We start from the raw sequence: 15,150 nt of genomic DNA on the forward strand, positions 1-15,150 counted from the left end.
TTAATTATTTTTTTTACATGAACTAAGCCACGCCTCGCGCGCAACTTTTCCATCTTTCCAGTACCCCTGAAGGTTCTTCCAGTAGGTATCGAGATAACCGTTAAGGTTGGTTTTTCCGCGTGCAGCCATCTGTTGCAATACGACAGCGACCTGCGGTTCGATGAGGGGTTTGTCATAGGTTGTGCCCATGTCTACCAGGGTGTCAGCGTAATAACTGGTAATAAAATCAAGGGCTTTTTGATGTTGACCAAGCTGTTCCTGACGGCGGGAGCAATTAGCATCAAGCTGGCTGCCTGCGGCACAGGTTTTGGTGAAGAGCTGGTTGAGACGATCGTAAAACTCGCCGTCATCTTTCATTTTTGTGCACAAAAAGGCGCCCAACTGTAACGATGTGCGTATTGCCTGATCCCGTTGTTCATCCCGAAGCTGGCTATTTGCGCGCAGCTCACCGCGCAGTTGCTCAAGTTGTTTCTTCAGTGCGTCATCCTGGACTTTTGCCGAGATAGCATTCAGGTTTTTTAGCGAATCATCAGCTTTGCCTGCAGGTGTCTCCTTTTTACCCGTGCCTAATGATTGCCACTCTTTTTCAATCTCTTTCACCCGCTCGCGTGATGTCAGGGTTGTGGAAACTAAAACCAGACGAACACCGGTGCTTTTGGTTGTATTCTCGCCCGCATTGGCATAGTACGGCTCCTCTCCACGCAGTGAACTGCGGATATCCGCCTGAGGAGTCATATAACTGCCCCCCCGAACGACATAGCCCCCAGCCTTACCATGCAGGCGATCGAGCTTGTTCAGGCGGAACGGGTCAAACATCATCTCTGCTGCGTTGCCCAGTATGTCGTGCAATCCGAGCGGGTTAGGTTTCAGCAGGCCGGTAAGCTGAAGTTTTCCATTTGCAGACTGTGCCCCCGCAAACCAGACATAACCGTTCAATCCTTCAGGCATGGGGAAGTGGCGATCGCGGAACTCTGCGGGGGAAACCGCGAGCCCGCCGCGTGCGGCAAACTCCCACTCGGTTTCTGTCGGAAGCCGTAAAAATCCCGCCTGACCATCATCTTCAGGCAGTGCAGAAAGTTTTTCTTTTCGTAACCACAGGTTGTATTGATTTGCGAATACCATGGCATCCATCCAGCCAATACTCACCTTCGGTAAACGTCCTTTCATATCCGTCGTCGGGCATTCCCCAGAAAGCGCGCGATACTGCAGGTCGCTCAGTTCATATTTGGCCATCAGGTAATAACGGCCCTTACCACCCTTCTCCGGGAAACTGCCTGCAATGTGTTCCTGGCGAGATTGTTCAACGTATCCCCAGTCGTCGCCTTCTTGCCCCAGCGTGATGTTGTAATCTTCCAGCGGTTTATTCAGCGGGATAGCGACTTTGCGAAATGCCATGGCACCGTCGCACGGCATAGGCAATATCACGTCATCGGCCAGAGGTTTTGGGTTCCAGAACTTTTCATCCCAGGTGGCATTCGCCGCGCAGGCGTACCCGAGTCCAATGATAGCCAGGCTCATCGCCAGTTTAGATTTCACGTAAACTCTCCGCAGGTTCGATTTTCAGTGCGCGCAGTGCTCCGATAGCGGCCACGCCTAACGCCACGGCAAGGACACAGAGCAATGCGGCGATAAAATGAAGGGGGTCAAGGTGACAGACGAATGCCTGGTCCGGTAAAGAACTGCCCAACACATGGTTGAACAATGCGCTGCCCAGCAGGTAGATGATCACACCCAGTCCGTATGAGACGCCGGTCAAACACAGCGCCTGAATAATAATAAAAAGCGTCACAGCGCGACGGCGAAAACCCAGAAGGCGCAGCACGGCCATATCTTTGCGCTTACGATCAATGTTGGCGATGAAGGCACCGACTAACGAGGCGATGCACCCTGATGCAGAGATCCAGGCAATCACGCCAAAGATAATCCCCAGCACACGGTCGATGGCACGCACAGACTCAATTTGAGCTGACTGAGTGATAGCCTCAATGTTCTGCGTCTCCAGCCACCGCGCGAGGAGTGAAACGTCATCTATCGAACTGGCATAGATACGTGCTCTTGAATAGCGGGTTCTCTCTCTGGGCGGCTTGCCATCGCTGACCCCCAGCAAGGGAACCTGAAAGCCATCGCGGTAGTCTTCCAGAGCAACAAGCAAAGACAATGTAATAAAGGCACCTTGACGTGAAAATTTTGCGTCATCCAGCACGCCGGTAACGGTTAAAGCGAACGTGGCGCGTTGGTTTTTCCCTTCGCTTTTTCGGCTCACCATCAGGCGCAGGATATCTCCTGGCTGCACGCCAAGGCGCCGTGCCGCACTGGCGCTGAGTACGGTATCGCTGTCTTTGACCGGTGCTCTGACATCCTGCAAAAGAGGATCGCCTTTGGCCGTCGGGATCACTTCAGCACCCGGGACAAAGTGTTGCCCGTCCCGAACCAGATCGGCCTGAGTGTTCAGCGAACGGGTTAACGGAATCGAAAATCCGACTTCTGAACGGCGGGCGAGCTTATCAAGCCAGGCAAAATCATAATTACCATTACCCGTTATACGTACTTCCCGGGTGCGAGGGTCGTCGAGAAGCTGATGGCGAAGCTGGCTGACAATGCCATTCTTCAATCCGAACAGCAGCAATAACGGTGCGATAACGGCAATCAAAGAGAAGATGATGCACAGCGCGACCTTGCGATCGTGAATGAGATCGCGCAGAGCCATACGGCATAGCAGGGTGCCTGACGCTGGCATATCAGCTGGGTAAGAAGACACTTTTTCCCTCTCCGGTCACGGCCTGATATCGGTCAATCCCAAAATGCGTCACGCGCTGCCAGTCGTGGCTCACAACAATGGCTGCCATATCCAGTGAGCGCACCATGCCGATCATCAGGTCAAACAACCGGTCTGCATTATCAGGATCCAGCGCCGCAGTCGGTTCATCGGCAAGGAGTAAGCGTGGCTGGTGGGCAATCGCACGGATGAAGGCAACGCGCTGGCGCTCGCCGATAGAAAGCCGGGAAGGCATTCTTGTCAGCAGCGGTCGCACGCCCAGGCTGTCGATGGCCTTATCGAGCCAGGCTGACTGTAGGCTAAGTCCTGCCAGCCTGCGAACCAGAGTGATGTTTTCTATCACGGGTAACCAGGGCAACAAGCCGCCGTGCTGTAGCATAAACCCAAGCTCGCGTGCGCGAAGCGCGGCCAGGACAGGCTCGTTTTCAGCCATGAGCGGTATTGAAATATCGCGACCGGCGAGCCGGTATTCGGCAAGATGCGCTGGGCGGAGGATCGCCCCTATCATCTCCAGAAGCGTGCTTTTACCGCACCCGCTAGGCCCGGTTAGAGCGACCACCTCTCCCTTTTTCAACGAGAGGTGCGGGAGGGCGACGCTATAGCCATGCGTCCCGCCCCGGCTGATCTCCATATCGCGGATCCTCAACATCAGGGCAGGTTCTCCAGAGGTACCGGATAAACGTTATCGCGTGGGTCGCTATCGGGCGCTAATGCCACCCAACGGTCTACATCCTGGTTGTAGCGTTGATAGTAATTAAGCTTGGTATTCAGCCTGCGGATGAAACGCTCCTGCTCAAGGCCATCCCAGCTTTTCCAGGTTTCTTCGTCCAGGCTCAATACTTCACTGAGGTAAGGTAAGCTCTCGATATATTCACCGAGCAGTCCCATCTCTCCGAGTCGGGTCGCATTTTTCCCTTTCGCCTGGTTTGGATCGTTGCCCATGGTTGCCGCCAGAGAACGCAGGCTGGCAAACATGTCATCCGGAGAGATCATCCCCTCATTGGCGGCATTGACGATCTTCTTCATGACATCGCTCAGATCGCTGAGCTCGCTTTTCGTGAGCAGTACGCGCACCTCGGTCGCCGGGATGTTTTGGTCAATCAGATCGCGGTCGCTTATCCATGACTTGAATACCGGTGGTGCCGTGGTGCCTTGCTTTTCACCCAGATAGGCAAGACGCATTGCCTTACTTAACTTGTCGGCATCACTGAGCAGGGGATCTTCTTTCTTACCGGCATATTTAGGGCTTGCCCCCAGCGCGCTCCCCGCCGTTTCTTCGCCGCTCCAGGCTGTTTTAATCTGGCCGGTAATGGCATTCGCCAGGTTATCGACCATACTACCGAAGCTATTTACATCACCTGAATCAATAGGATAGTAGAGCGGTTTGTGCAGGAATGGATTTAACGTCAGCTCCTGATACTGGGCTTCAGCAGAACTGTGATTTTTCTTACCATCAGAGGTTTTCAGATGTAACGCATACAGCGCAACGCCACGATAGGCGGCTTCCTGACGCACCTGGGCGGCATCCAGATGGGTTGACGAGAGCTTATCTGTGCCATCAAGCGCGCCTGCGTCAGTAATCAGTACAACGTAGCGGGCGCCAAACTGCGTCCAGTCCACTTTGTCCAGCGCTGTCATGACCCCGCCGTAAGCATCTTCATCAACCTTGCTGCTGGAAACGGTAGCCTGCTTCAGGTCATGTACTTTAGCGAGGAAGTCTTTACCATCTTTAACGGTATTGGGGTCGACATACATCTTGCTGTCGTATTCAAGACCCGGCACCGCTTTCACGCTGGAGCGGAAAGCTACCAGGCCAAACTTGACCTGATCCTGTAAGTGTTCCTTCTCGATCCTCTTGTAGATCTTATCGATCGCCTCTTTAGTGCGATCGATATACGGCCCCATCGAGATGGTGGAGTCGATCACAAAGACAACCGAGGCGGAGAACCCTTTCATCATGTTCTTTTCATCAGCAGCGGACGCGGCCTTTTTTGCGGGCGACTTTTCGCTGACGGAGGCAACGTTGAGTACACGTACCTGGAAGCCGGTATCGGTAAACACATCATCTGAGCCAAGAACAGGTAAGAGATAAAAGTTTTTTAACTGATCCACCATGTAATCAGGCTCGCGTGCCAGAACCTGCGGGACCGGTTTATGGCTGCTCAAACTGTTGAGCATTGGTTGCAATGTTGCCGCAGGGTTTTTGCTGTTCAGAAGAGACTCAACGTCGGATTTCTCTTTAAAGAACAGCATCGGTTGACGGCCAGCAGGATTGGTAAACGCCAGCGTCAGCTGCATTTTCCAGTCAACGGTGCAGGAGGAATTCATCCAGCCAGCGGTATGACCAAAGCTGTCCGGCCCAACCTGCAGCCACGTGTCCTGACCCTGCGTTGTCCTTTGGTAAACATAGAATCGACTGAAGGCCGGCTGCTCTTTACCTGCTTCACCTGCTTTGGCGGACAGCTGGCAGCCTGGGTAAGTCAGTACCCGCTGGAATAACGCATGTTTACCTTCCTGCAAAAGCGGCTGTTTACCCGCGGCACAGGCGGGGGATGCCAGCGTTGCGGCACACACCAGGCTACTGAACCAATGCATGTATTTCATTGTTTATCCTATTTCTTCAGCTCAGCTAAACGGGCTTTGGCCTCGTTATTCTGCGGATCCAGATTTACAACCGACTCATACCAATACGCCGCTGTCTCTGCGTCAGGATTGAAGCATCCCCCTGGTTTTGCGGTTTTCGGGTCATATTCTTGTGCATAACGAACGGCCATCTGCGTATCGCCGGACTGGGCTTTATAGGCGTAAAGGCGCTGAGCGATATCGCAATGTTTTGCCGCTTTCGCTTTTGCGATGACGTCCAGCAGTTGTGCACTACTTGGCTGGCTACGCAGGCACCCTTTAACGAACGCCATTTCATTGCCGCTCGCCATTTGTTCATCACCACACGGCCCGGTAATTTTCGCGACGGGCGCGGGAGGTGCCGCTGGAATTGCAGGCTCTGGCTTACGGGTAAACCACCACCCAGCAGCGGCCAGCAGGAGCAATAGAATGGCTAATCCCGCAAATAACGGCAGCTTACTTTTCGGCTTCTGCGGCTGTTGAGATACAGGCTTTTCTGCGACAGGTTCTAAAACGACAGGTTCCGGTTCTTGAACGGACATCGGCTGCACGATGGGGGTATCATTCAGCGTCTGTATATTTTCCGGGAGTGGGTTTTCACCACCGGCCTGGGAGCTGAGTAGCCCTTCAGCGATGGTCAGAATCCCCATATCCTTATTACTTCCATCTTTGATGGTGATGCGATAGGCCGCCTGGCGGTTGGCGAGTAGTGGATCGATCAGAGAAGGGCCGACCTGAACGCAGGGCGTCTCCTCATTTTGTATCAGTGGAGGAAGGGCGAGGAAAATCTCGCCACTGACCCAATCACCGTGGCTATCCAGATACAGGCGATCCTGATTACGTACTACCGAGATTGTGACGCCCTCGGCATCGCCTTTCCAGCCTTTCAACAAGAGCAATGCGAATCCTGGTTGTATAGGGGTCAGCGTCTTAAGTTCAGGTTTGATCACGTCCAGTTACTCCTTTGCCAATTTAATCTGGCGGAGAATGACGCCCAGATTTTCGTTCTGCGCGACGCTAATCTCGCGTCCGGCAGAATGACCTGCGTTTTCGGTAATGAGTGCTTCCAGTCCAACCAGCCAGTCGATGATAAAGAAGGCACTGTAGTTCAGCTGTTGCGGCGTCAGGCGTGCCAGGCGTTCATCACCTTTCCAGACCACGCTGTCGCACGTTGGTGGACGGGTAAAGATCGGCTGTTCGGGCTGGTTGAGACGGGCCGGGCGTTTCGATTCCGGCATATTTTGATAGCCCAGCCAGGTGATGAAATCGCTCATCACGTGAAGCACGCGTGAAACCTGACGCTCGACCATACGTTCGCGACGAACGCCAGCCTGCTCGGTATTTTTCATTGCATTGACCAGCGCGTCCTCGACACGTGAACGCAATAACCCCGTGATCAATTCGTCTACCAGCGCTTCGGCAATCGGGCGCGGAAGACTGATGTAGTTGAGCATGGCGGCGGTTTCAGGCAGGCCGCGCAGATGGTTAATCCAGAGCTGAACGCTCTGGTGCGCGAAAGCGATCTCATGGCTGTGCGTCGTCACCGCAGTTGCGCTGCTTTCGAAAGCATCTTCCACACCGATATCAAAGAATCCTGCATCTTCTTCTTCTGCTTCATGCGCAGACAGGGTCGTTTGCTGCATGTAAAGTGCATGGAGATCGCGGCGTGCCGGAACCAACCGCGCCAGCAGTTCGCCGTGCATGCCGCTGCGTTTTTTCAGGGTGGCAAGGATCTCTTGCGCAATTCGGGATTTTCTGGACAGCTCTTCTTCGCCGTCCGGCTGGTACCAGTTCCCCAGTCCCCCTTCGACCAGTTCGTGGCGGATCTCGTCGAGCTGTTCTGCGATCCGCTCCAGTTTCAGTTCAGGACGGGCGACGCGGGCCAGATAATCGGCCATTCGGCGCATACCACCGTCGTTGAGGGTGAGCATCGCATCCCAGGCTTCAGCAGGGTTCGCGATGTAGCGAGCGACAGCTTCATCTTCAAGGAAGGTTTTCCGCATCAGTGCGAGCTGCCCGCCATTGTCGTCGTTGAAAGCCGCTTCACTACCTGCGTTCATGCGGATAAAGGGCGTTTGCTGGCGCGGTTTGCGTACCAGGAACGTGTTATTGAACGCCTGGCCCTGGCTCCATTCCTGCATCCATTTGTACTGGCCAAAACGCTCGGTCATCGCCATTTTGATCATCCCGCCAAGCCCCCAGGACTGGCGAAGAAGTGCTTCGTCATGGGAAAGGTTTTGGCTAATGCGCAGATCAAACATGGTTAATGCCCAGACTAGGCCAGGTAAGCGACGACCACGCGCGTCGGCATCGGCGCCCTGGGTGTAACGGATCCACTCGTCCAGAACGCCGCCCACTTCTTTGACATCAGACTGTTTTGTTGAGGCCGTACACACCACCAGGACATTCATCTCCTGGTTTTCGGTGTAACGTTCAAAAAGATAGGCCACTTTTCCGCGCAAAATTAACTGCGCTAGCGGGTTGCTCTCTGCATTTTTAACCTCGCGAGTGACATCACTCATGGACTCCACCGCCAGACGGCCGCGATAACCCGGGAAATCAAGCAAGTCGACGGCTTCGAAGATTGTTTCGCGAGGCGGAGCCATTAACGGGATATGCAATTCAACGGTAAGCGCAGTGAGCTCTGCCAGCGATAGCGAAATAGACGCACCCGTTTGCCCATTTACCACAGGACAGACTTCAATAGTCTGATCCGACGGGGTATTCAGCCGCTCCAGCATATCGACGTTCATGATGCTATCCCGCTGGATAAGCAGGCCGTTTTCGTTACGAACCAGCGTGCTCAGTGGGGCACGCAGCTCCTGCACTCCACCGAGACGCTGTAGCGTGTTGGCAAAACGGATATAGGCATTGGTTAGTTCTGGTACTTCGCCCCATAAAACGGAGAAAAGCTGGCCGCGATCTTCAACAGAAAGCCATGGTGCGAGGCTTACTGCCTGTGGCCAGTAGGTCAGGGCAAAACGGCTTTGCGTTTTCTCAGCATGGCGGATGAGGTAATCCCAAAAAGAAACTACGTCATCTTCGGTCACGCCAGGGCTGCGGGAGGTCAGGCGTCGTTTCGACAGGGACGTTAACAGATCGCTGATGCGTTTTTCATCGAACTGCCAGTCAAATTTTTCCTGGTTGAAGTCATGGATGAATGCGTTGGCGAGGATCTTCCCCATTTCCACTTCGTTGAAGAGCTGTAACGTGACAGGCCAGCGGTCGTCTGAGCTCTGAGCACTGCGGCTAAACCGGGTAACAAGACCCGTCGCCTCTTTGCCGCCGCCAGGCGGGTTGATGTGGGTCAGAAAATCGAGCTGATTGCCGCCGAGGCGTGTTTCCAGCTTTCCGTTTTCACCCGCAGCCAGCGCGGAAATGAGATACGATTTGCCTGCCTGCGACAAGCCAAAGAAGCCGATTGTCATCGGTTTCGCTGCGGCCTGCGCCAATCTGCGTGCTTTGTTACGGCTGCGGCGCAAGTTCATGGTCAGGCGATCGGCTTCAGTGTTCAGGCGCGGCGCGTCCTGACGAACGCTTGCGATCCAGTCAATGGCCCGGCCTGCACCTTGTTCGACGCCATTCCAGCCCTGGATAATGGTGTTGGGATGAATAGTGCTCATTAGCTTTTAATACTCCCGCTATCCAGCCAGTAATGGGTTTCACTCAGCCCATTACCGACCATTGTGTTCAACTGGAATGCAACATCTCTACGACCATAACCGCGCTGTGCGTTTTTCATTTCCATCGAGCCAATCTGGAAGCGCTCCGGACTGACCGGTTCTTCGCTACTACGTCCACGTCCCTGTTCTGCGGTTAAACCGATGCTTATTACAGCATCACCCGACAGCTCGCTTGCCAGGTTCGCACTGGTAATTTTTAGGGTGTAAAGTGCGGTCGATGGCCAGCGTTCGTTATCAAGCTGGCGGAAACCGATACGCACTTCCCCCCGTGCTTCAAAGCCTTTCCCTTCCGGTAACTGGAAATCAGCGGAGTCCAAATCAACGTCGCGATAGGCGACATTGCTGTCTTTAATCACATTGTTTCCATCAAGCATCCCGACATAGCGGATGGTTGAATAAGGCTTAAAGTTCGCAGTGCGGAAGAAGAAGTTGTTGAGCCTGGATTTCTCCGCTAACAGGCACAGCATCGCCCCCACAACGGCTGTCGATTTCGGATCGTCAATGCATCCTTTTTTGTTAAACGGATACCAGCCACCGGTTTCATAACCGTGGAGTGGCAGCACGCGAGAAGGGGGAACAGGTTGAAGCTGGCGAATGAGCGCTTGAATTCCCGGCAGGCGGGATGGACGACCGGTTAAAAGTAATACATCGCAGTTGTAATGCCAAAGCACTTCGCACAACGCGCGCAGGCTGTGGCAAATGTTCATTCGCCCGCTGCGAGGGTCGATAAATTCATTGTGCAGACGCGCAAGATCCAACTCCAGCGGTACATCCAGAATGGAGAACGGTACTTCGCTCGCAAGCTGTCCGGAACGGGCAACGTCGTTGACGTAATCCTGTACTTTCTCGGTTGGAAGATTATCGGCAAGTAGCTCACGGAAGGTGTAATTCAGTATCTCCCGCCCATTTTCCGGGGAGTACTCTTCATAGCGATGCAAAATAGATAACGCCAGAGGCGCGAAGATCTGCAATGTAAGCTGCTGACGTAATACCTGTTTTCCGGCTTCGATCGATTCACTACCGAACAGTTGTGACATCATTGATTCGGCTGCAAGATCGCTGTGGCCGACTTTGGTCATGGCCGCTTTTACTGCTGGCTGGAGGAAAAGCCGTATAACATCCAGCAGTATGTCGTCGCCTGCTACCTTAAACCCTTCACGGAAAAGCTGTTTCGGGGTAATCCGGACGTTAATGCCCTGGCCCTCATCCAGCGTGTAGCGAGAAATGACGAGGTCGGTCGTTCCTCCGCCAATGTCAATCGACGCGATTTTTAATGAGCGTGTATCGCTGGTGTCTTTTTGAGTATCGGGACGGCGAGTAGCTGCAAAAAATTCGTCCGTGCGACCGCCAAAGTAGTTCTGCGTTTCGTTATAGAGATATACCAACTGCCCACAGGTGGCTTCGTCCCACTTCACGTGTACGCCTGGATGGGCGTATTTCAAGCACCGCGGGTCATCGCCTTCATAATCCATCTCTTCCCAGCCGAGCGCTTTCCAGACCATGCGGATAGCGTCATGCATGCTCTCCTCAAAGATAGCGCGCTCAGGCTTTGGCATCGCCGGAGGGACAGTCATAATGACATTTCGTAAACGGCGCGGTGTGCTGGCGTGGTTCATCTTCAGCCGCTGTGAAGGGCTGTTGATTTGCATGAGAGCCTGGCTTAATACCTCTGACAACATCATCGTCATCAGCGAGCTACGACTGTATACCGGCGTGAAGACAGGCATACGGTCTTCTTCATTTTTCAGGCGAATGAGCAATTTCCCCTGATCGTTGACCATATACAGCAGCGGTGCTGCAGTGGCTAACGGCTCTCTGTCACTTTTCACGAAGGCCTGGCTAAAGCGCCATCCCGGTGAATAGGGTTGATCGTCCCAGAGGTAGCGTTTAGGGCTGGAGATCCCTGTTGAGCCCTCGGTACCCAGGCGTTGAGCCGCCATTCTGAAGGCTTCTCCGCCGACGCGTCCAATGGTTGGCCATGTGAAGGCATCGCTGCGCCCGCTTTTTAGCGAGAAATCCTGCTTGCCGAATTCGGCCTGGGCAAACTCGAGACGGCTGTCAAAAGGCTCGTTATAAACAAATTGCGGTTGGCTCAAATCTCGGAGCTGAAGCTGATAAAGTTGAGAAAGCCCTTTATTGTCGTCACGATGTTCTTCGATCAGGATGCCGCAGCTACGTGAGTTACCAATGTCCAGCACGAGGTCTACAGGTATCGCTGAGTCCCGGATTTTTACGTCGTTGACCTGTACTTCAGGAACGACAATCGTCGTCGCCAGGACATGCAGCAGGTTAAGATAATGCGCCTGATGTTCCTTCTGCAGTAGTTGTTCATCAATGTCATCAATATGTTGGCGTAATACTTCGCGAGCCTGAGTACTGAAAATTTCCCGTAGCCATTCATTCACCCATGGCAGTGAGAGAAACTCCCCCATCTCGTGAGGATGGCGTGCCAGAGCAAATCCCGCCCCTGAACGGATATCATCCTCGCCCGGTGCGAGATACTGCGTATTCTCGCGATCCGGGAAAATTTTGGTATCAAAAATCAGAGTAGCGCGCCAGGTATTGCCCTTTTCATCCGGCTCAGGCAGCTCATGGAACTGGACGCGTGACCAGTTATACGGCCCGTGAGCAAAGGCTCGTGGCGGGTTGAAGCGGAAAAATGGCAGCGGTAACCAGAGGCCGCGATAGAGGCGTAGCGACTCTTCGGTCGTCAATGTGTAGTCGGAGTCTGCGTAGCGAGGAGGTTCGCTGTCAGGCTGAGGGATCTGCAGCTTATCTTCCCTCTCATTATAGATAAGCCGCATAATAGCCTCGTCGCCCTGTTGACGAAGAAATTCCCCATATTCTTTACGCGTTGGCAGGGTAAAGGCGAAATCAAGGAACTGGATCCCGCTGTCGCGAATAAGTTTGACCTGTTTTTTAAAATCAGTGAGTTCAGCGAGCATTTACTGACTTGCCTCCTGCTTCATCGAAATAGGGAAAAGTGTTTTGGCGTCGTAACGGCCTTTGCAATCCGCAATGTTTTGCGCGCCGGGAGCACACAGAATTTCTGGCATTTGGTAGCGTGAGCCATCGGAGCACAGTGCTTCTCCCTGATTGTTAATGGCGATATGACCTGACTGAATAGCCGCGTTGACCGCGCCACGACAGGTCACACCGTCGCCACGGATCATCTGTACTTCGCCCTTACCGTCATTGATTTGGTAACTCAGACTAAGGGGCTTTCCTGTGCGTTGGTCCTGAATACCAGCCCCTGCGTGCCAGTTCCCGTCCAGAAAACGGGTGTTTCCTTGGGCCAGTGAAGATGCGGGCAGGGTCAACGGGACTTTAGCGCCAGTTGAGGTATTGGCCGATGGCTCTTCGAGAGCAGGTGCTGTTCCGCCGGGATGAGGGCTATTCGTGGCTGACGCAGGATCCACAGCAGATGCCGTTGCTGCTGCGCTTTGTGACGGCGTTTGTAATGCTGATTGCTCTTGTGACGTTGTGAGTGAAGTGCCCGTGGTGCTTAAAATCTCACTGCCCGTTGTCGAATGCAGGTTCGCCTTAGACGTTGTTGTGCTGATGATGGCCCTTGACGACGGCGCAAGAGATTCGGCTGTTGGAAGGTGGGGCGCGGGCAAAGCGGGTACGGAAGATGAAATACCAGGTATCGTTATGCCTGGCATGCAACCCCGTAAGAACAGTAGTGCTAAAAAGAGTAACAGAAGTAGCGGCAGTAGCCAACGCAACCATGCGGGTAAGAGCAACCGCCAGCGTCCTTTGGCGGGCCTTTGATGCGTGAAAGTGCGTTCTGGTATCACCGGTTCAATACTGGCTGATTGCGGAGGCAAGGCTGTAGATATTGGACGCAAACAGTCTAACGGCTCGATGCGGGCCTGGTTAGTGGCGTTCACAAATCCCCAAAAACTGATGACTGGCTTTCCACCTACCAGCCACACGTGCTGCTGATCGGGGAATTGCATCGCTTTTTCAAGTAATTTCCCAAAGAGCCGGCGTTCCGGCTGCTGGCTTTGGGCAAATTCATTACTTATCTGGCGAAACGCTGCATGGGTGGTTTCGAGTTGCGCGAGCGCGGCCTGGCGCTCAGCTTCCGTTGCGGCCGTCCATGGAATAACGTCACCGGCCAGCGGGGCATACCAGTCGATTCGATCGCCATGCTCGCTGATTTGCGGGATGGCTAAAGTGTCAGCAACCGCCGTTTGTTTTCTAAGTCGTAGGGTTTCACGCAGCTGTAATGCGGAAATATATACTGCCTGTCCATTCTCACCCATCGACTGATATTTATCGAGCTTGTCACTGCATAGAAAAATTTCTTTCACGCTGCATGCCTTTGCTGTTAAACGAACAAGTGAAAGCAAGTTCCACTGTGGAAAAGGACGCCGCAAATACGCCGGGTAATCTGCGTCAATTGTTTATGGCAACAAAATATTGAGTATTATCGGCAAATGGCCGAAAACGTTTAGACCTAAACTAAACTTATTATTGGGACGTGCGCATATCCGATTGCCGCAAAAAAAGTTTCGCTGTGAAACTATATTTCTGGCAATGTATTCATTTTCTCTAATGTGTTAATCACAACCCTGCGGTATATATTCCTTCACGGCGTTGTTCATCATCTTATTAAACTCCTGCGTATTATTGACAGCAAATACCTTTCCACCTGTATTGCTGGCAATACAGTTTCCGGCGCCGGTATTCATGATATCGACAACATTGACCTGTAATCGGGGCTTACGTTTTTTTAGCTCAAGCGCGACATCGCAAGGCGAGCCTCCGCATGTCTCTTCCCCGTCCGTCACCAGTAGAATTATGGCATCACGGTCAACGCCATTAACTCGTTTCCCCGCCTCTTCTAACGCCTCTGCCAGAGCGGTTTTACCCACCGGCTGGATTTTATCAATTAACTTTTTTAGCTCAGCGCGTTGTTCCGGCAGGAAAGCCGGAGTTGCGTTCACCTGGTGGCAATTAGCTGCGGCAATAAGGCTAATGTCCATGTCATTTGGCACGTCATCGATAATGTGTTTAGCGGATTGATGTGCGAGCGTAATGCGACGAGGTTCACGATCGATACCGGGTACAGGTTTATCCTGCATCCACCGCATTATCTCTTCTGGTGTGGCATCCATGCTCATGGCCATAGAGCCAGAAGCATCAAAAATAATAACCATTTCAGGTGCCTGCTGTTTTGTCCGCTGTGCCGGGCAGAGCATTTTGACCTGATGCTCAGGGGCTGGCTGGACGGGAGAAACGGCAGGAGTGGCTACTTTGACAGTCGGCCAGCAGCCGCGCAGGAGAACAAGAGCCAGAAGCAGAGCCAGTGCTAAAAGCCCCAGCCATAACCACCCACGCTTTTTAGCCAGCGGTTCTGCCGGCAACTTAGTTTCAGGCATGATGTCCCAGCCTGTAATCACAGGCTGACCGTCAACGATCCATATTCTTTCTGGTGAGGGCTGTCTGGCTATTTTTGCCAGTAACTGCAGTGTTTCGGGAGAAGTCTGCGCGCTAGTCGAGAGTGTTTGATGAAGTTGAGTGAGTGCCGCCAGCTTTTGTGAGAGGAGTATGGCGATTTTGTCTCGCTCAACGACGTTTAAAGCGTTAAAGCGTTGGGGTTTACCATTTATTTCGCTATACCATTCAACCGCACCATCTTCAGCCTGCTGAGGGCGGGCAAAAAGATTGAGATAAGTTTTAGAAAGGTGTCGGTCAATAAGATTATTTAAGGCAGAAAACGTTGAAATATATTCTTGTAAGCAATGTTCGCTTTCAACAGTCCTTGTGATTCTAATCATTGCCTTTAATGAGCCAGGTATGCAAAAGAAAATAGCTTAGAGCTAAATATAAAGAATGACAATCTCTAATGCTAATCTTGTTCTTAAAATTAAAAAACTACCAGTTTTAAGAGGTAAGATGCCTTGAGTAAAAGTAAACGTCGGACGGGGGAAAAGGTTCAGGAAAAAGTATCATTTAAGTTTTACTTTAATACTACTTCACCTAATGACCAGGTTTAATCATTGCCAACACGCGCGTGGCAGGCAAATCATCTGCGCTTGACCCACGACAAAGCAGCCC

The 15,150-nt window shown here is 52.8% G+C and carries 9 protein-coding genes; all 9 read right to left on the bottom strand.

Features of this window, described 5'->3' with window-relative positions; translation table 11 throughout:
* The 9 genes from NWV12_RS02565 to NWV12_RS02605 all read right to left on the bottom strand — a co-directional run bounded on the left by NWV12_RS02565 (window position 1) and on the right by NWV12_RS02605 (window position 14,870).
* Window positions 1-1,536: an SUMF1/EgtB/PvdO family nonheme iron enzyme gene (locus tag NWV12_RS02565; RefSeq protein ID WP_083239558.1), complete on the bottom strand. Its 1,536-nt coding sequence runs from the start codon at window positions 1,534-1,536 to the stop codon at window positions 1-3.
* The gene (locus NWV12_RS02570; RefSeq protein ID WP_232056989.1) at window positions 1,526-2,707 is read right to left on the bottom strand and encodes an ABC transporter permease; all 1,182 of its coding nucleotides are present in this window, start codon (window positions 2,705-2,707) and stop codon (window positions 1,526-1,528) included. The genes NWV12_RS02565 and NWV12_RS02570 overlap by 11 nt, the downstream gene beginning before the upstream one ends.
* Before the next feature lie 31 nt (window positions 2,708-2,738).
* On the bottom strand, window positions 2,739-3,425 hold the full coding sequence (locus NWV12_RS02575) for an ABC transporter ATP-binding protein (RefSeq protein ID WP_087823597.1): 687 nt from the start codon (window positions 3,423-3,425) through the stop codon (window positions 2,739-2,741).
* Window positions 3,425-5,380 carry a vWA domain-containing protein gene (locus NWV12_RS02580; RefSeq protein WP_048980623.1) on the bottom strand — a complete coding sequence of 652 codons (1,956 nt, stop codon included), beginning with the start codon at window positions 5,378-5,380 and terminating at the stop codon, window positions 3,425-3,427. The genes NWV12_RS02575 and NWV12_RS02580 overlap by 1 nt, the downstream gene beginning before the upstream one ends.
* Window positions 5,381-5,388: 8 nt before the next feature.
* Window positions 5,389-6,348 (bottom strand): hypothetical protein, encoded by a 960-nt coding sequence (locus NWV12_RS02585; RefSeq protein ID WP_048980622.1) that lies wholly within the window; start codon window positions 6,346-6,348, stop codon window positions 5,389-5,391.
* Window positions 6,349-6,354: 6 nt separating this feature from the next.
* On the bottom strand, window positions 6,355-9,021 hold the full coding sequence (locus NWV12_RS02590; protein ID WP_048980621.1) for a putative virulence factor: 2,667 nt from the start codon (window positions 9,019-9,021) through the stop codon (window positions 6,355-6,357).
* Window positions 9,021-12,026 carry a virulence factor SrfB gene (locus NWV12_RS02595; RefSeq protein WP_048980619.1) on the bottom strand — a complete coding sequence of 1,002 codons (3,006 nt, stop codon included), beginning with the start codon at window positions 12,024-12,026 and terminating at the stop codon, window positions 9,021-9,023. The genes NWV12_RS02590 and NWV12_RS02595 overlap by 1 nt, the downstream gene beginning before the upstream one ends.
* Entirely contained in the window at window positions 12,027-13,400 is a 1,374-nt protein-coding gene (locus NWV12_RS02600) for an SrfA family protein (protein ID WP_048980618.1), read from the bottom strand.
* Between the two features lie 249 nt (window positions 13,401-13,649).
* Window positions 13,650-14,870, bottom strand: coding sequence for a VWA domain-containing protein (locus NWV12_RS02605; RefSeq protein WP_033144537.1), 1,221 nt, complete (start codon window positions 14,868-14,870; stop codon window positions 13,650-13,652).
* Window positions 14,871-15,150 lie beyond the last annotated feature (280 nt).

The organism is Enterobacter sp. Crenshaw, assembly GCF_024734705.1.
Taxonomy (GTDB): Bacteria; Pseudomonadota; Gammaproteobacteria; order Enterobacterales; family Enterobacteriaceae; genus Enterobacter; species Enterobacter asburiae_B.